The organism is Kitasatospora sp. NPDC058063 (assembly GCF_042885395.1).
In the GTDB taxonomy this organism is placed as follows: Bacteria; Actinomycetota; Actinomycetes; order Streptomycetales; family Streptomycetaceae; genus Kitasatospora; species Kitasatospora lactacystinica.
Genome location: NZ_JBHVSD010000011.1, coordinates 191961 through 208874 on the forward strand (window position 1 = coordinate 191961; position 16914 = coordinate 208874).

The window sequence follows — 16914 nt, forward strand, 5'->3', positions numbered from 1 at the left end:
GGGCCTCGGCGTCGGTCCGGCCGATCAGTCCTCCGGCAGCCCCACCGCCTGCCAGCGGTACGCCGCGTCCTCCTGCCACACCTGCAACTCGCCCTCCACCACCGCCGCCAGGCACAGCCGCCAGTCGTCGCCCATGGCCAGCGCCACCCGGGTGGCCGGGCGCAGCGTGGGCCGCCACCAGCGCGGCCGACGGGAGGCGCCGCCGGCCGGCAGCCGCAGCCGTACGCCGCCCGCGCCGGCCAGTGCGACGGTCGGGCCGCCGCGGTGGCCCACCATGGCGATGCCGAGCGAGGGCTCGCCGTCGCCGATCTCGGTGCCCGCCCCGGCCGCGCCGAGGGTGTGCAACTGGACCGAGCCGTCCGCCCGCAGGGTGGCGGCCTGCGGTCCGGCGGAGGTGCGGGCCAGCGCCCCGGCGCGCAGCGGACCGGCCGGGCCCACCGGGACGGGCGGCCGCGCGGCGCCGGGCCGCCAGCTCAGCACCCGCTCGCGGTGCTCGACCAGCAGCAGCCAGGCGCCGGGCCGCTCCTCCTCGGCGGCGAGCACCCGGTCGGCCGGGCAGCCAGGGTGTTCCTGCCCGGTCAGGGTGCGGCCGGGGGCCCAGCGGTAGGAGCGCAGCGCGCCGCCGACCGCCGTCCAGACCGTCATCTCCCCGGTCGAACCGACCGCGCCCGCCAGGCCGTTGACCCCGCGCGCCGCCTCCCACCAGCCGGTCGCCGTACCGACCCACAGGGTGCCGCCGCGGTCCTCGGCGCAGACCACCAGCTCGCCCTGGGGCCCGGCCCAGCCGGCGCTCAACTCCCGTACGGCGGAGAGGCCCTGGCCGGCCGGAAGGCGTCGGTCGCGGCTGCCCGGCCCGGCCAGCGCGGTGCCGTCGGCGCCGCCGGTGACCACCAGCGGCCCCCCGGCCGGGTCGGGCAGCACGGCCAGGCCCGCGGTGCGCGCCACCGGCCGGTGGCCGCGCAGCAGTTCGCGGCCCCGGGCGGCCCACGGGCCGAGCGGGGAGGGGCGGCGGTCCGGTTCGCGGGCCAGCGGCTCGCAGGCCCAGCGCGCCAACTCCTCGCCGTAGCCCGCGGCCAGCAGTTCGGCGCGGGCCTGCTCGGCGGCCAGCCGGTGGTCCAGCCGGCCGTGGTCGGGCAGCAGCAGGATGCGGGCGAGGGTGCCGACCGCGAACAGGTCCTTGGCGGTGGTCGGGAAGCCGCCCACCTGCTCGGCCTCCGGCGGGACGTGCCCGGGGGTGAACACCGCGACGGTCAGGGTGTGGTCCAGCGGGGCGAGGAAGGTCAGGTCGATCAGCTTGACCTGCCCCTGGCCGTCCACCAGGACGTTGGCGGGGGAGATGTCGCGGTGCACCCAGCGCTTGCGGTGCAGCTCGTCGACGATCCGGCAGAGCCGGGTCAGCACCTCCGCCACCGCCGACGGGCCGCCGCGCCGGCCGCGTGCCCAGGTGTGCAGCGGCACGCCCTCGACCCAGGGCGAGATCTGGTAGCCGAGCAGCGCGCCGCCGGGCGGGGTTCCGGGCCGGTGCGGGGAGGGGCCGAGCAGGAAGCTGGGCACCACCAGGTCGGTGACGCCCAGCCGGTGTGCGTTGTGCGAGACGTCGTCCCAGCGGCCGAGCCAGCGCCGCACCTCGGTCGGGTCGCGCTCCAGCATGATCTTGGCGGCGACCAGTTCCTTGCGCCCGTTGTGTCCGGTGCGCACCGCCCGCCACACCTCGGCCTCACCGCCCCGGTGGTGGAACTCCAGGAGTTCGTACTGCTCCGGGTCGAACTCCGGCCCGAAGCGGAGCCCGGGCACCCAACGCGACTCCGACACACGACCCCCGACGCTACTGACCGCTGTGGACGCGCTGTTGGCGCGCTGCTGTTGAGCCGCTGCCGTGCTGCCGTTCCGCCGGCGACGCGATGCCCAGGATAGTGCTCTTTCCTGTTCGTCCGTCCGATCGAGGGCCTATTCTGATGGCGCCCGGCAACATCACGACACGACGTCAACTCATGATCGCCCAAAGGCAGTTGATCATGCGATGGTCGGTGTCCGAACACAGGGGGACGGTGCATGGCACTGATAGCGGTGCTGCTGGTCGTGCTGGCGCTGGCCGGTGCGGCCGCCGTCGTCCTGGCCCGCCGCCGACGGACCCTGGACGCCGCGACGGTGACGAAGGCCCTGGCCGCGGCCGCCGAACGGCTCGCCGCCGGCCGGGCCGCCCAGGCCCGCCGCCGCTACGCCCGGCTGGCCCGCCGACTCGCCGACGCCCCCGAGGAACTGCGCCCGCAGCGGGGCCTCGCCCTGCTCGGCCAGGCCGAGGCCACCGTCCCCACCGGCGACCAGCAGGCCACCCTCGCCCTGCACCGCGAGGCCTACCCGCTGCTCGCCGACCCGGCCCGGCAGCTGCCCCGGTGGAGCCTGCGCAGCCTCGCCGAGGAACGGATGCGGGCCCCCGACGGGGACCTCGGTCCGCTGCTCGCCTTCCTCCGGGCCACCGCCGAGGGCGCCGAGCCCGGCGAGGAGGCCGAAGCCGCCGCCCGTGCCGTCGACTGGCTGCAGCACCGCTGCCGCGAAGGCGCCCCCGACCAGCGCGAACACGTCACCGCCGCCGCCCTGGCCGCCCTGCCCGGCCGGGACTGGCCCGTGCTCGCCCGGGCCGCCCTGCTGAGCGCCACCGACCGGGCCGACGAGGCCGAGGCCCTGCTCGCCGCCGCCGCCCCCACCGGCAGCGGCGAACTCTGGTTCCGCTGGGGCGCCCAGCTCTACACCCTGCACCGCGACCGACCCGCCGTCACCGCCTTCGACGAGGCCCTGCGCCGCAGCCCCGGCGACCCCTCCCCATGGGGGCGCGGCCCGGCCCTGCGCACCGACACCCTGCTCTTCCGCGGCCTGGCCCGCCAGCGCCTCGGCGCCACCGAGGAGGCCTGGGCCGACCTCGCGGCCGCCGCCGGCGAGAGCCCGACCGACCCCCGCCCCCGCTACGCCCTCGGCCGGCTCGCCCTGCTGCTCGGCGCCGACGAACCGGCCCGGGAGCAGTTCACCGCCGCCCTGACCGTCCGGCCCGACTACGCCCCGGCCCGGTTCGGCCTCGCCCTGGTGCACGAGCGGGCCGAACGCCCCGCCGAGGCCGCCGCCGACTACCGGGCCGGCCTCGGCGGGGCCCCCGACTGGCGCCCCGCCAGGGTCCGGCTCGGCGCCGCCCTGCTCGCCGCCGGCCAGGGCGAACAGGCCGAGCCGATCCTGCGCGCCGAGGCCGACACCGAACCCGGAAGCCGCTGGACCGCCGTCGCCGCCTTCCACCACGGCCTCGCCCGCGCCCGCGCCGACGACCCGGCCGGCGCCCTCGCCCGCTGGGAGTCGCTCGACGACGAGGACCTGGGCCCCCGCCGGGCCCTGGCCCGCGACCGGCTCGCCCGCACCCGCCTGGCCACCGACCCGACGGCCGCCCGCGAACTCTGGCAGCAGGCCACCGCCGAGCACCCGGCCGCCCCCGGCTACCGGGCCGCCCTGCGCGAAGCCGCCCTGCGCGAAGCCGCCCACCTGCTGGTCACCGGCCGGGACCACGCCGAACCGCGCGCCCGCGCCGCCGCCGCGCTCGCCCTCGCCGACACCCTGCCCGGCGCCCTCACCCACCGCCAGGCCCGGCTGCGGGCCGCCCTCGCCCTGGCCGAGGGCACCCCGGAGCCGGTCACCACCCTGCTCGACGCCGGCAGCGGCCTGCGCGACCGCTACCACCTGGCCGCCGTCGCCCTGCTGGCGGGCCGCCCGGCCCGGACGATCGCCCTGCTCGGCCCGCCCGACCCGGCCGGCGACCCGGCGACCGCCCGGCTGCGCGCCCTGCTCGCCGAACGGGCCGGCAACTGGGCCGCCGCACTGGACTGGTACCGGTACTTCCTGGCCTCGGGCACAGCGGCGGGCACGGCGCCCACCGGCGACTGCGCCTTCTGCGACCGCCCCGCCGCCGGCGCCTGCGGCGGCTGCGGCCGCGAGGCCTGCCCCGACCACCAGCACACCCCCGAGGCCGCCGGCTCGGCCCGCTGCGTGCGCTGCGCCGCCCCCGCCCTGCGCGCCGTCCTCGACTGCGCCCGCCGGGCCGGCACCCCCGAAGAAGCCGAACCCGTGCTCGCCCGCTGGGCCGAGGCGCTCGGCGAGGGCGCCGCCGCCGCGCCCGTCCGGCTCGACCTGGCCCTGCTGCGCGCCGAACTCGGCCGGCTGGACGAGGCCCTGGCCGGCCTGCCTGCGGACGCCGGGCCGGCCCGCGCCGCCGTCCTGGTCCGCCGGGCGGGCGCCGCCCTCGCGGCCGGGCGGCTCGGCCCGGCCGCCGTCGACCTGCGCCAGGCGCTCCGACTCGCCCCGGGGGACGAGCTGCCGGGCCGCGAGCGGGCGGCCGGCGCGCTCGTCCTGCTGGCCGAGCACGAGGCGCACCAGGCCGCCCTCGACGGCCGCCACCGCGAGGCCTGGGAGGTCTACCGCGAGCTGCTGGTCAAGGACCCGGCCCACCCCCGGCTGCTGCACGCCCTCGGCCTGGCCGGCTACCGGCTCGCCGTCGCCGTCGCTGCCTCCGGCACCCCTGATTCCCCTGATGCCCCCGGCGTCCCCGAGGCCGCCGACGCCCCCGGCGACGAGGTCTGGGCCTGGACGCTCGGCTGCCTGGTCGCCGCCCTGCACCAGCCCGAGCTGTGGACCGAGTCCGCCCGGATCACCGGCCGCACCGCCGAACCCCAGCGGCTGGCCGCCGCCCGCGCCGCCCTGATCGACCGCCTCCGCGACGACCTGCGCGCCCTGGACCGGGACGCCGGGCGCAGTGGCGACGAGGTCACCGCCTGGACGCTGCGCCTCGGCATGGAGGCGCACTGCGCGGACGCCTTCGCCCAGGAGGACATCCGGATCACCCTGCCCGGCCGCCCGGCCCGCCGTCTCGCGCTCGGCCCCGCCCTCGAAGGGCTGCTCCGCGACGATCCCGAACTCCCGGGCTGGGCCGAGGCCTTCGAGCAGGCCGTACAGGCCTGGCGGCGGCCCGCCGGCCCCGACGCGCCCGCGCCCACCCGGGCCCTCGGCCTGTTCGGCGACCTCGGCGCGCAGCGCTACCTGCAGCTCCAGGGCCGGCAGGCCGCCGCCGTCGCCGCCCTGGACGCGGTGCCCGAACAGCGGCGCGGCGAGGACTGGCAGTCGCTGCTCGGCGAGTCCCTGGTCAGCCAGGCCCGCGAGCACCACCGCAACCAGGACTGGCGCGAGGCCCTGGAGAGCCTCACCCGCGCCCGGTCCGTCCCCGGTGCCAGGCTGCCCGCCGACGCCGCCGCCATCGCCGCCGAGTCCGGCCTGCGAGCGGCCCGCGCGCTGCTCAAGAACAACCTGGACGACCAGGCCGGGGCCGCCGAACTCCTGGAGAAGGCCCTGGCGTTGGCCCCCGACGACCCCGAGGTGCAGGGCGACCTCGGTGCCACCTACGCCCAGTGGGCGCGCAAGATCAACAACGAGGACAAGGACTACCCCCGCGCCGTCGCCCTGCTGGAGAAGAGCCTGGAGCTGGCCCCCGGCGACCCGACCGCCCGCCACTTCCTGGAGGCCGCCCTCGGCAACCGGGCCGGCCAGCTCAGCCACGCCGACGCCACCGACGCGGAACTCGTGGAGGCCGCCGAAGCCTGGCGGGCGCTGATCGAGCTCAACCCCGATCCGGACCACCGGCTCGGCCTCGCCTTCGTGCTGCGCCAGCTCGCCCGCTCGGCCGCCTTCGCCGACGACCGCCGGCGCGCCGTCGAGTGGATGGCCGAGGCGCTGCGCGCCGACCCGGAATGGGAGGGCGGGGTCGAGCAGGAGGCCCCGCGCCGGGTCTCGGTGATGCTCGCCAACCACGTGGTGGACGGCATGCAGGACCAGCCGTTCACCGACCAGGCCGCGATGCTCCAGAAGGCCAGGTCCTACGACGACTCCACCGACATCCGCCGGCTGATGGTCAGCCTCTGGCGCGGCAAGGCCATCAGCCACTACGAGGGCCGCCGCTACCGCGCGGCGATCCGGCTGCTGGAAGAGGCTCTCGAACTGTCCGGCACCGCGGAGGACACCGACAAGCTGCGCGGCGAACTCGGCATCGTCTACGGCTCCTTCGCCGTCCAGCAGGCCAATGCCCGGAAGCTGCGCGAGGCCCGGGACCTGGCCCGCCAAGCCGTCGAGTACAGCCCGGACGACGTCGAGCTGCACGTCATGCAGCTGCGGATCAACTCGCTCCGCTGACGGCAACCGCAAGGAAGTCGGCTTCGTCCCAGACCGTGCGCCGCAGACCGCGGCCGGCACCCGGGCCGTCACCCGGGCCGCCGTCCCGAGCCGTCCCCGACACCGTGAGGAGAGAGACCGCCCGCCATGCCACTGAACGAACCGTCGCCGTACGAGGTCCTGGGCATCCCGCTCACGGCCGGCGTGCGCGAGATCAACCTCGCCGTCGGACCGGCGATGCGGGCCGGCCGGTACACCCGCCAGCAGATCCAGGAGGCCGCCGCGCTGCTGCGCAACCCGGACCGGCGCCTGGAGGCGGACCTCCAGCAGCCCCTCCCGCCCGAGCCGGTCGACCAGGCCCCCGAGCTGCTCGCCCCCGCGCTCGCCGAGCCGCTGCTGGTGATCGAGCGCCCACCGCTGCCGCCGGCCGCCCTGCCCGCCCTCCACCGCGCCGAGCTGGCCGCCGACTTCGCCGAGCCCGCCCCCGGCGGCGCCGACCCCGAACCGCCCGTCCCCGCCCGCTACGCGGCGGACCTGTCCGTGCTGCCGCAGATCGAGGTTCCCGAATGACCGACGCACCCACCGGCGCGCCCGCCGACCCGCCCGCCGACGTACGCTCCGGCGCGCCCGCCGACGGACCTGCCGACGCACCCACCGGCACGCCCGCCGCGGACGCGTTCGACGGCCACCGGCGGCTGGAGATCCCGCCCGGGGTCGAGGACGTCGACCTGGAGCAGGCGTTCGGCCGGCTGCTCTTCCGGGCCTCGCTGCTGGGGAGCAAGCTGACGGAGCAGAAGCAGACCGCCCGGGCCGAGCAGCGTGAACTGCTGGGCATCCTGGTCGAGGTGGACGACGCGCTCGCCGCCCTCGGCCTGGACCGCGAGCTGGTGGCGCTCGGGCGCGGCGCCGGGCTGGAGGCCACCCGGCGGCGGTTGCTCGGGCAACTCGCCAAGGCCGGGGTGCGGCCGATGCGGCTGGAGGGCATGACGGCGGACCCGGACCTGACCGAGATCGTGGGCACCGAGCCCCACGCCGGGGTGGCGCCGGAAACGGTGGTGCGGACGGTGGTGACCGGGTTCTTCTGGGGGGACGAGGTGCTGCGCCGGGCCCAGGTGGTGGTCGCCGTGCCGGAGCCGGATCCGCGGCCGGAGCCCGGGGGCGGGCCGGTGGAGGCCGCGGTGGAGGACTTTCCGCCGCCGATCCCGGAGCCGGAGCTGCCCGAAGCCACCGAAGCCACCGAAGTCACCGAAGTCGCCGGGACCGCCGCACCCGTCGAGCCCGAGGCGCCGGACACGCTCGGGGCCGCCGGGGCCGTCCCGCCCGCCATCGCCGCCGCGTTCGCGACCGCGCCCGCGCCCGCCGCCGCCGTCGACCCGATCACCCGGGCCCAGCCCAAGGCGGCCCCGCCCCGGGCCCGCCGCCGGGGCAAGGCCGTGGCCAAGCAGGCCAAGCGCAAGAAGTAGCCAGGACCACGAGGGGCAAGAGGGGAACGACATGTACCGCACACTCGGCATCGACCTGGGCACCACCAACTCCGTGGTCGCCCACCTCCGCCGGGGCGAGCCGGAGATCATCTTCAACCGGCAGAACCAGGAGGCCACGCCCTCCGTGGTCGGCAGCGGCCGCAAGGGCGAGCTGCTGGTGGGCTCCACCGCGCGCAGCCGGATCGCCGTCGACGGCGTCAACGTGATCCGCTCGGTCAAGCGCTTCATGGGCCGCAAGTTCAAGGACCCACAGGTGCAGGCGGCCCTGAAGGAGGTGGACTACAAGGTCACCGCAGGCACCGACGGCGACGTCAACGTCTGGTTCAACGGCCGCTCGTACACTCCGATCGAGATCTCCGCGATCATCCTGCACCGCCTCAAGGAGGACGCCGAGCAACGCTTCGGCGAGCCCTTCCACCGCGCCGTCATCACCGTCCCCGCCTACTTCGGCGAGCGGCAGGTCGCCGCCACCCAGGAGGCGGGCCGGATGGCCGGCCTGCACGTGCTGCGGATCATCAACGAGCCGACCGCCGCCGCCCTCGCCTACGGCATCACCTCCGAGGCGGGCGACGAGGGGCGGACCGTCCTGGTCTACGACCTCGGCGGCGGCACCTTCGACATCTCCATCCTGCTGCTGGTGCCCGGATCGGTCTCGGTACTCGGCATCGAGGGCGACAACCTGCTCGGCGGCGACGACTTCGACCGCGGGATCACCACCGCGCTGCTGGAGGACATCCGCGAGGAGTACGGCGCGGAGTACCAGCCCGACCTGCGCGACCGTCCGAAGATCGCCGCCACCGCCGAGACCATCAAGATCGAGCTCTCCAACCAGGAGTCCTCCGAGGTCATCCTGCCGGGCCTGGGCGCCGGGCAGCTGGTGCTGGAGACGGAGTTCGAGCGGGCCCGCTTCGAGGAGCTGATCGAGGCCCGGATCGAGCGCACCATCGAACTGACCCACAAGGCCATCATGCAGGCCAACCTGACGGTCGGGGACATCGACGAGGTGGTGCTGGTCGGCGGCTCGACCGCGATCCCGCTGGTCGCCCGCCGGCTCGGCGAGGTCTTCGGCCCGCGCCGGATCCGGCGCGGCGTCAACCCGATGCAGTGCGTGGCGCTCGGCGCGGCCGTCCAGTCCGCGCTGGTCGGCGAGGTGGAGTGCCCCGAGTGCCGGGCCCCCGGGGACCTGTCCGCCTCCAACTGCGCCAACTGCGCGACCACCCTGCTCGGCGGCGCCCGGGTCTCCTGCCCGACCTGCCACATCCCGGTCGACGCCGACGCCGCCGCCTGCCCCAAGTGCGAGCAAGAGCTTGACGGTTCGGGGGCCACCGGCGCCGGCGGGACGGTCCCGCGGCAGACCCGGGCCACCGCCGTGGTGCACGGCGGCAACTGCCCGCGCTGCGGCACCCCGGCCGCCCCCGGCGTCACCGCCTGCGAACTGTGCGGCGAGCCGCTCAACTCGGCCGCCCCCGGCCACACCAGGGTGGCCGGCACCGCCGCCGAGGACGTGGGCCTGCGCTGCGCCTCCTGCGGCCTGGTGAACCCGCCCGGCTGCGAGGTCTGCCCGGGCTGCGGCGAGCTGGCGCAGGTCACCAACCCGTTCGACATCACCCCGAAGAACCTCGGCATCGAGCTGAACGACGGCCGCCTCGCCGTCATCATCCCCAAGAACACCAGCTACCCGACGAGTTCACCGGTCAGCCGGGAGTTCGTGGTCTCCGGCAGCGGCCGGCAGCGGCTGGAGATCGCGGTCTACGAGGGCGAGCACGAGATCGCCCAGCAGAACGAGTTGATCGGCCACCTCACCCTGCGGCTGCCCGAGGGCCTGGGCGGCCGCACCCCGGTGGAGGTCTCCTTCGGCCTCGACCGGGACCGCACCATCACGCTGTCGGTGCGGATCCAGGGCGGCGCCGAGAAGACCGTCAAGCTGGAACGGGTCACCCTCGACCCCGAGTTGAAGGTGCAGGTCGAGGAGCAGCAGCGGCAGATCGAGTCCTTCACTGACCGCTGGGGCGGCGAGCTGACCGAGGCCGAGATGCGCGAGGCGCAGCGGCTGATGGACAGCCTGGACGACCTGGCGGCCGGGCAGACCCGGGGCCGGTCGGTGGACGCGGCGCTGGAGCGGGCCCAGCAGCAGCTCAAGGCCCAGCGCTGGGTGCGCGGTTCGGAGGCGTACCTGAGCCTGTTCATCCACTACTGCGAGAAGCACCTCGATCCGAGTGACCTGGACCGGCTGCGGTCGGTGGCCGCGGAGCTGCGGCTGCGCCGCGAGGCCGCCGACTGGGAGGGCGCGGTGCGCGCGGCCCAGCGGGCGGACGAGCTGTGCGACGCGCTCGGGCACACCATGCGGATGCTGACCATGTGCAACGTCTACGTGACCCAGAACATGGTCTCGCCCGCCCTGGGCCAGCTGATCATGGCCGAGCTGCGCGGGCTGGACGAGGCGGTGGAGGCACCCAACATGGCGGAGGTCAACACCCACATGTCGAACCTGCTGGCCCTGTACGCGCAGGCGCAGCGGGAGCTGGGCAGCGAGCCGGCCCAGGAGTCGCTCGGCCCGGTCCGCCCCGAGGAGGCGGGGCCGCGATGAGCGCCGTGGACGCCTTCCCGCAGGTGCCGGAGGTCCCGGCGGCCCCGGGGGTCCAGGGGGTCCAGGGGGTCCAGGGGGTCCCGGACGCGCCCGAGGCGCCGTGCCCGCTGTGCAGGGTCCCGGCGGATCCGCAGACCCTGCGCTGCCCCTCCTGCCGGGAGGACCTGTCCGTGCTGTTCCGGCTGCGTTACGCCGGACGGATCGACTACAACCGGGCGCTGGACGCCCTGGCGGCCGGGAACGAGCCGCTCGCGCTAGGGCTGCTGCACCGTGCGGTGGCGGCCGAGCCGGGGCTGCATCCGGCCCGGGAGCTGCTGGAATCACTGAACGTCGCCGCTCCCGCGGTGGCGGCGCGGGTGGGGCGGGAGGCCGACACGCCCTAGGACGGGGCAATCCGGCGTGCGGAGGAGCTGATCGCTTGTGATCGTGGGCGAGGTGTGATCGTCACACTTCGACCCGCTCTGCTCACAAGGAGTGACGCAATGCGTATGCGTACCACCTTCGCCGCCACCGCCCTCGCCGCGGCCGCGGTCCTCGCCGGGGCCGGCACCGCCTCCGCCGGTGAGGCAACCGCCAACGGTGCCGCCATCGGCTCGCCCGGCATCCTGTCCGGCAACGTGATCCAGGTTCCGATCAACCTGGAGGCCAACGTCTGCGGGAACTCGATCGGCATCATCTCGCTCCTCAACCCGGTCACCGGCAACACCTGCATCAACAAGTGACCCCGTGCGCTGGGGCCGTCCGTCGACCGCGACGGCCGGCCCCAGCGCCGCGTGCGCACCCCCGTTCGGGGGTGGCGGCGCGGGGCCGGGGCCCGCGACCATGGTCCCCGTCCCGCACCGCCGTCCCCAGGAGCCAGCCCGTGCCGACCACGCCGACCCCGCGCAGCTACGCCTGCGGCACCTCGGACGTCCCGCTGCTCGGCGACACCATCGGGGAGAACCTCGACCGCGCGGTGCGCGCCTTCCCCGAGCGCGACGCCCTGGTCGACCGGGCCACCGCCCGCCGCTGGACGTACGCCGAACTCGCCGCCGACGTCGACGCCCTGGCACTCGGACTGCTGGAGCTCGGGATCGCCAAGGGGGACCGGGTCGGCATCTGGGCCCCCAACTGCGCCGAGTGGACGCTCACCCAGTACGCCACCGCCAAGCTCGGGGCGATCCTCGTCACGGTCAACCCGGCCTACCGCTCGCACGAGCTGGAGTACGTGCTCAACCAGGCCGGCATCCGGCTGCTGGTCGCCGCCGAGCGCTTCAAGACCTCCGACTACGCCGGGATGATCGAGGAAGTCCGCCACCGCTGCCCGGAGCTGGAGCGCGTCCTGCTGATCGGCAGCCCCGCCTGGGAAGCCGTGACCGCCGCCGGCAGGCGGGCCGACCCCTCCCGACTCGCCGAGCGTCAGCGCGAGTTGGCCCCCGACGACCCGATCAACATCCAGTACACCTCCGGGACGACGGGCTTCCCCAAGGGCGCGACGCTCTCGCACCACAACATCCTCAACAACGGCTACTTCGTCGGCGAGCTGCTCAACTACACCGAGCAGGACCGGATCTGCGTCCCGGTGCCCTTCTACCACTGCTTCGGCATGGTGATGGGAAACCTGGCCGCCACCTCGCACGGCGCCTGCACGGTCATCCCCGCCCCCTCCTTCGAGCCCGGCGCCACCCTGGCCGCCGTCGCCGCCGAACGCTGCACCTCGCTGTACGGGGTACCGACCATGTTCATCGCCGAGCTGGCCGACCCGGACTTCGACCGCTACGACCTCGGCAGCCTGCGCACCGGCATCATGGCCGGCTCGCCCTGCCCGAGCGAGGTGATGAAGGAGGTCATCGGGCGGATGGGCATGACGCAGGTGTCCATCTGCTACGGCATGACCGAGACCTCGCCGGTCTCCACCCAGACCCGGGTCGACGACCCGGTCGAGCGCAGGGTCGCCACGGTGGGCCGGGTCGGCCCGCACCTGGAGGCCAAGGTGGTCGACCCGGCCACCGGCCGCACCGTCCCGCGCGGCGAACCCGGCGAGCTGTGCACCCGCGGCTACTCCGTCATGCTCGGCTACTGGGGCGAGCCCGAGCGCACCGCCGAGGCCGTCGACGCCGCCCGCTGGATGCACACCGGGGACCTCGCGGTGATGGACGAGGACGGCTACCTCGCCATCACCGGCCGGATCAAGGACATGGTGATCCGCGGCGGCGAGAACCTCTACCCGCGCGAGATCGAGGAGTTCCTCCACGCCCACCCGGACATCCTCGACGTCCAGGTCATCGGCGTCCCCGACACCAGGTACGGCGAGGAGCTGATGGCCTGGATCCGGATGCGGGAGGGCGCCGAGCCGCTCACCGCCGAGACCGTCCGCGCCTACTGCGCCGGCCGGCTCGCCCACTTCAAGATCCCGCGCTACGTGCACGTGGTCGAGGAGTTCCCGATGACGGTCACCGGGAAGATCCGCAAGGTCGAGATGCGGGCGGAGGCCCAGCGGATCCTGGGGCTGTAGACCCCCGGCCCGGGCCCGGGCGCCCCTCCGCCCGGGCGCGTCCGGGGAGCGCGGTGGCCCGCCCGGCGGGAGAGTGTGATCATGCCCCTCGACGTCACAGTGGAACGCCTGATCCCCCTCCCGCCCGCCACGGTCGCCGCCTACGCGATGGACTGGCGCCACGACCCCGAGTGGACCCAGGGCATCCGCGACGCCACCCTCACCCGGGAGGCCGACACCGGCGGCTTCGGCGCGGGCGCCGAGATCACCCGGACCGCCCGCTTCCTGGGCCGGACCTTCCCGTACGTGCTGCGCGTGGCACGCCACGACCCGCCGACGCTCCTCGACATGGTCTCCGTCGTCGGACCGATGCCCATGCGCGTCACCTACACCTTCGAGCCCACCCAGGCCGGCACCTTCGCCCGCATCCGCGTCCGCGGCGGCTTCCGCCTGACCGGCCCGCTGCTGTCCCACCAGGTACGCACCGCGCTCACCGCGGACCTGCGCGCCCTGGAGGCACGGCTCACGGGGTGACCGCCGTCCCGTACGGGCCCGCCCTCCCCTCCCGCCGCGGGCCCTCAGGGGGTGTTCCTCGGGAACCGGTCCGGGCTGCAGGCCTCCAGGATCTCCCGCAGGTCGGCGACGGCCGCCGGGACGCCGTAGGACTCCGCGACGGCGACCGGGTTGATCACCACTTCGTCGATGCCGGCCTCGAAGTGGCGCTCGATGCCCGCCCGGATCTCTCGGAGCCCGCCGAACAGGAAGACGCCCTCCTCGACCAACTCCCGGGCGGACGACACCGGGTCGGACACGTCGAGGTCCAGACCCGCCCGGCGCAGCATGTCCACGTAGTGGGGCGCACACAGGTGAAATCTGGTCCCGCGCTGGGCGAGCACCATCGCATGGCGCCCCGGCCGGTCCAGCACGGCATGGACGACGGTGACGATCCGCGGCCGCTCCCGCCCGGCGTCGCGGGCGCCCTTCTCCAGCGCCGGAGCCAGGACGTCCCGCACATAGTCGGGCGGCGTCAGCCAGGTGATCGCCGTGTCGGCCACCGAACCCGCCGCCCGGGCCATGCCGGGGCGCAGCACACCCGCGCCGACCTCCGGCGGCGTGGTTCCGGCCGGCGCCGACATCCTGGGCAGCACTGCCCCGCGCATCGGGAACAGCGGCCCCGCGTGGTGGTCCAACCGCCCCTCGTGCAGCAGCCGGCGCAGGACGTCCAGGTACTCCGCCACCGCCGCCGCCGGACGGGCGTAGGGCGCGCCGTGCAGCGCGGCCACGAAGCCGGGCTCGCCCGCCCCGTAACCCACCACCGGCGGATGGCCCGTCAGCGCGCCGAGTGTGCGGGCCTGCACGGCCGCGTCGTACGGATGCCGGAGCGCCGTCAGCGCCACGGACAGGCCGACCGGGATCCGGCAGCCCGCACCCGCCAGGTACGCCAGTACATGGTGCGACTCCAACGCCAGGGACTGGCCCAGCCAGAGCCGCGCGGCGACCCCCTCCCGGACCAGCTCGGCCAGCGGCAGGACGTCCCGCGGGTCCTGGACCTGGAGGGGGTACAGCACCGAGAGCTTGCGCGAACTCGTCATCCCCGCCACTTCAGACCAGCACTTCCGCGTCCGGCACTTCCGTGTCCGGCACGGCCGCGTCCGGCACTTCCGCATCCGGCACGGCCGGGGCCGGCAGGGCGGGCGAGCCGAGGTTGCGGGCCGGCTCGGCGGGGGACGCCGACGCCTCGCGCAGCGCCCGGGCGACCTGCTCCTCCAGCGAGGGGCCCGCCGGATCGGTCGCCCGGCGCACGACACCGTCGGCGACCGCCGCCGCCCGGTGCTGGCCGAAGCTGCGCCCGCCCCAGCCGTCCCGCTCGTCGCGCGGCTCCCAGGCGAGCGCGACACCGGGGCACAGCGGGGAGGCGAAGACCGACGCGTCCCCGGCGACTCCCGGAAGACCCGCCACGGTGTCCGCGAGCATCGGCGCGACGGCCGCGTCCGCGGCGTCGAGGTACACCACCGCGGCGTCCCGTCGCGGATACGACCACGGACGGGACAGCACCTTCGCCCGGTACCGCACACCCAGGCCCGCCAGCCGCTCCAGCAGGGCCCGCCACACCGGCGGGGCGGCACCGGGTTCCGCCAGGTGCACGTACAGCCGCAGCAACTCGCCGGCCCGGACCAGCGAACCGTCGGGCCCGTCGACCAGCAGGAAGCCGGGCGACAGCGCCGGACGCACCGCCGGAAGCTCGACCAGGCAGGGCCGCCCGACGGCCGGCGGCCCGTCCGAGCGCACCGCGCCGGGCCGCACGCCGACCAGCACCCGGCCCAACTCGACCCGCACCGGAGCGTCCGGCCCGCCGTCGGCGGCCTCGACCGGCGAGCGGAGCACACCCGCCGCGACGGTCCGGGTGTGGCCGGTGGCCGCGATCAGCTCGCGCTCGAAGGTCTCGCTGCGCCGCGGCATCCGGGCCGGGCCCTCCTGGCGCACGATGCCGGCGTGCCAGCGTTCGTACAGCAGGCCGGCCAGCGCCGAGCGCAGTTCGCCCCAGGTGTCCGCGGCGACCACCAGGTCGTCGTCGACCTCGACCCGCGGCGTGCCGTCGGTGATCCGCAGGCCGCCGAGCGCCGCGCGCAGGGCCGGGGAGAGCGGGGCCGGGGAATGCTGATGGGACACGATCGTCTCCTGATCCCGTTGTCGATCCGTACGAGTGGGCGGGGGCCCGCGGTCAGTCCTGGACGAGGCCGAGCACCTCGGCGGACCGGAGCGGGTCGAGCAGCGCGTTGCGGCCCACCCCGGCGGCCCCGCGGAGGACGGCGGTGAGGCGGTGGGTGAGGGTCGCCGTGGCGATCGTGCGCTCGAACAGGTGCCAGCCCGCGTACCGGGTCACCCGAGCGGTGAACTGCCTTTCGTCGGCGGCGGGTTCGGAGCGAACCCGGCGGTATCCGGACCAGAACGCGGCGATCTGCGGACGCACCGCGTCGAGCTGCTCGGCGCCGCTGCGCATCAGCGCCTCGTGGACCTCGGCGGGCGGGACCGGGGTGTCCGGTCCGAGGCCCGCGAACATTCCGACGGCCGCCCGGTGGAGCCATTGCCCGACGTACGCGCCGACATCCCGGGCCGGGTCGGCGATCCGGAACTCCTCCCAGTCCGTCAGGTACAGGTCGTCGCCGGACAGCAGGAACTGGTCGAGCCGCAGGTCGCCGTGGATCGGCACCGCGGGCGCGGCCGCGCTCGACCCGGCCAGTTCCCGCAGGGCGGCCCGGACCCGCTTGTCGTGCTGCAGCATCGACCACACCTCCAACTCGCCCCCGCTGGCGGCGGCGTAGTCCTCGGCGGTCAGCTCGACCAGCCGGGCGGTGGACCCTTGCCGCCCTTCGGTGGCGGGTTCGGGCAGGTCGGCGGGGTGGACCGGCATGCGGTGCAGTTCCGCGAGTGCCAGGCCGGCCCGGTGCGACAGCGCGGCGTCGAAGCGGCCCTGATCGGCGAGCAGGTTGCCCGGCACCGCGTCGACCAGGCGCTCGTGCACCAGCAGCAGGGCCCCGGGGTCGGCGCCGAGGAAGGCCGGCGAGTGCCAGTGCTCCGGAGGGCGACCGGCGGCCAGCACCTGTTCGAACGCGCGGGCCCGGTCGAAGCGTTCGGCGGCGAGCGGCTGCGCGAGCCGCTTCACGAACACCTCCCGGCCGTCGGTGGTCGGGCCCGCCCAGTTGTCGTTCCGTCCGGGCCGGCTGATGGGCGTCCGGTCCGCGAACGGTGCCACGCCCAGGCGTTCGAGAGCCTGGACGACATCGGGGACGTGGTCGAGTGGAACCGGTGCGAAGACGCCGGTGGGGTCCGTGTCGGGGACCGGCCCCGTCGGCGTTCCGGCCGTGTCCCGGATCGCGGTGATCGTCGCTGCCATGGGAGCCACCGTAGGCGGCGCCGCCCCCTGGCGGGCAGCCGCACGGTCCTGCCAGGCACGGCCCGCGGCGGGGGTGGCAGAGCCCTGCCGGACGGGGTCGTGCGCCGCACGTCCCTGCCGGACGGCGCGCGCAACGGTGAGTTTCCGACCGGACCGTCGGACGTGTCGGCAGGGAACTGGCGGGAGGGCCGGATCCGCCTCCCCGGGGGCGCAGTTGTCTGCCTCTGGGCGGGTGGGGGCAGCGGCTGGTGTGCTGATGGTGCTGCAACCGGCAGCGGACGTG

General features: G+C 75.8%; 12 protein-coding genes. 8 read left to right on the forward strand and 4 right to left on the reverse strand.

All coding sequences use genetic code 11. The features are described 5' to 3' along the window. Window positions 1-24 precede the first annotated feature (24 nt). A complete protein-coding gene (locus tag ACFVUY_RS21105; protein ID WP_387731915.1) occupies window positions 25-1812 on the reverse strand; it encodes a hypothetical protein in 1788 nt (595 codons plus the stop codon). Window positions 1813-2052: 240 nt separating this feature from the next. On the opposite strand from ACFVUY_RS21105, the gene ACFVUY_RS21110 reads away from it, so the two are divergent. The 8 genes from ACFVUY_RS21110 to ACFVUY_RS21145 all read left to right on the forward strand — a co-directional run bounded on the left by ACFVUY_RS21110 (window position 2053) and on the right by ACFVUY_RS21145 (window position 13270). Continuing rightward, on the forward strand, window positions 2053-6213 hold the full coding sequence (locus tag ACFVUY_RS21110; RefSeq protein ID WP_387731918.1) for a hypothetical protein: 4161 nt from the start codon (window positions 2053-2055) through the stop codon (window positions 6211-6213). Between the two features lie 126 nt (window positions 6214-6339). Continuing rightward, a complete protein-coding gene (locus ACFVUY_RS21115) occupies window positions 6340-6762 on the forward strand; it encodes a hypothetical protein (protein WP_387731921.1) in 423 nt (140 codons plus the stop codon). Next, window positions 6759-7655, forward strand: a complete 897-nt coding sequence (locus tag ACFVUY_RS21120) for a nucleotide exchange factor GrpE (RefSeq protein ID WP_387731924.1) — start codon at window positions 6759-6761, stop codon at window positions 7653-7655. Before ACFVUY_RS21115 ends, ACFVUY_RS21120 begins: the two co-directional genes overlap by 4 nt. Before the next feature lie 31 nt (window positions 7656-7686). Continuing rightward, a complete protein-coding gene (locus tag ACFVUY_RS21125; protein ID WP_387731927.1) occupies window positions 7687-10263 on the forward strand; it encodes an Hsp70 family protein in 2577 nt (858 codons plus the stop codon). After that, window positions 10260-10646, forward strand: a complete 387-nt coding sequence (locus tag ACFVUY_RS21130; RefSeq protein WP_387731930.1) for a hypothetical protein — start codon at window positions 10260-10262, stop codon at window positions 10644-10646. The genes ACFVUY_RS21125 and ACFVUY_RS21130 overlap by 4 nt, the downstream gene beginning before the upstream one ends. A 99-nt stretch (window positions 10647-10745) precedes the next feature. After that, window positions 10746-10985 carry a chaplin gene (locus tag ACFVUY_RS21135; protein ID WP_380547606.1) on the forward strand — a complete coding sequence of 80 codons (240 nt, stop codon included), beginning with the start codon at window positions 10746-10748 and terminating at the stop codon, window positions 10983-10985. Window positions 10986-11125: 140 nt separating this feature from the next. Further along, window positions 11126-12757 carry an AMP-binding protein gene (locus tag ACFVUY_RS21140; protein WP_387731933.1) on the forward strand — a complete coding sequence of 544 codons (1632 nt, stop codon included), beginning with the start codon at window positions 11126-11128 and terminating at the stop codon, window positions 12755-12757. An 81-nt stretch (window positions 12758-12838) separates the two neighbouring features. Further along, window positions 12839-13270, forward strand: a complete 432-nt coding sequence (locus ACFVUY_RS21145) for an SRPBCC family protein (protein WP_387731936.1) — start codon at window positions 12839-12841, stop codon at window positions 13268-13270. Between the two features lie 44 nt (window positions 13271-13314). Here ACFVUY_RS21145 and ACFVUY_RS21150 read toward each other — a convergent pair whose 3' ends face one another. Genes ACFVUY_RS21150 through lxmK form a run of 3 tightly spaced genes read right to left on the reverse strand, consistent with a single transcriptional unit; the run spans window position 13315 to window position 16631 of the window. After that, window positions 13315-14328: an LLM class flavin-dependent oxidoreductase gene (locus ACFVUY_RS21150; protein ID WP_387731939.1), complete on the reverse strand. Its 1014-nt coding sequence runs from the start codon at window positions 14326-14328 to the stop codon at window positions 13315-13317. Between the two features lie 10 nt (window positions 14329-14338). Beyond that, window positions 14339-15406 (reverse strand): T3SS effector HopA1 family protein, encoded by a 1068-nt coding sequence (locus ACFVUY_RS21155; protein WP_387731942.1) that lies wholly within the window; start codon window positions 15404-15406, stop codon window positions 14339-14341. A gap of 52 nt (window positions 15407-15458) precedes the next feature. Beyond that, complete coding sequence (lxmK, locus tag ACFVUY_RS21160; RefSeq protein WP_387731945.1) at window positions 15459-16631, reverse strand: class V lanthionine synthetase subunit LxmK; 1173 nt, start codon at window positions 16629-16631, stop codon at window positions 15459-15461. Window positions 16632-16914: the final 283 nt, after the last annotated feature.

What these genes read in the sequence shown, in the direction of transcription:
- ACFVUY_RS21150 (WP_387731939.1), bottom strand. Translation starts at nt 14,328, where the DNA reads ATGACGAGTTCGCGCAAGCTCTCGGTGCTGTACCCCCTCCAGGTCCAG.
- ACFVUY_RS21120 (WP_387731924.1), top strand. Translation starts at nt 6,759, where the DNA reads ATGACCGACGCACCCACCGGCGCGCCCGCCGACCCGCCCGCCGACGTA.
- ACFVUY_RS21125 (WP_387731927.1), top strand. Translation starts at nt 7,687, where the DNA reads ATGTACCGCACACTCGGCATCGACCTGGGCACCACCAACTCCGTGGTC.
- lxmK (WP_387731945.1), bottom strand. Translation starts at nt 16,631, where the DNA reads ATGGCAGCGACGATCACCGCGATCCGGGACACGGCCGGAACGCCGACG.
- ACFVUY_RS21115 (WP_387731921.1), top strand. Translation starts at nt 6,340, where the DNA reads ATGCCACTGAACGAACCGTCGCCGTACGAGGTCCTGGGCATCCCGCTC.
- ACFVUY_RS21130 (WP_387731930.1), top strand. Translation starts at nt 10,260, where the DNA reads ATGAGCGCCGTGGACGCCTTCCCGCAGGTGCCGGAGGTCCCGGCGGCC.
- ACFVUY_RS21110 (WP_387731918.1), top strand. Translation starts at nt 2,053, where the DNA reads ATGGCACTGATAGCGGTGCTGCTGGTCGTGCTGGCGCTGGCCGGTGCG.
- ACFVUY_RS21145 (WP_387731936.1), top strand. Translation starts at nt 12,839, where the DNA reads ATGCCCCTCGACGTCACAGTGGAACGCCTGATCCCCCTCCCGCCCGCC.
- ACFVUY_RS21135 (WP_380547606.1), top strand. Translation starts at nt 10,746, where the DNA reads ATGCGTATGCGTACCACCTTCGCCGCCACCGCCCTCGCCGCGGCCGCG.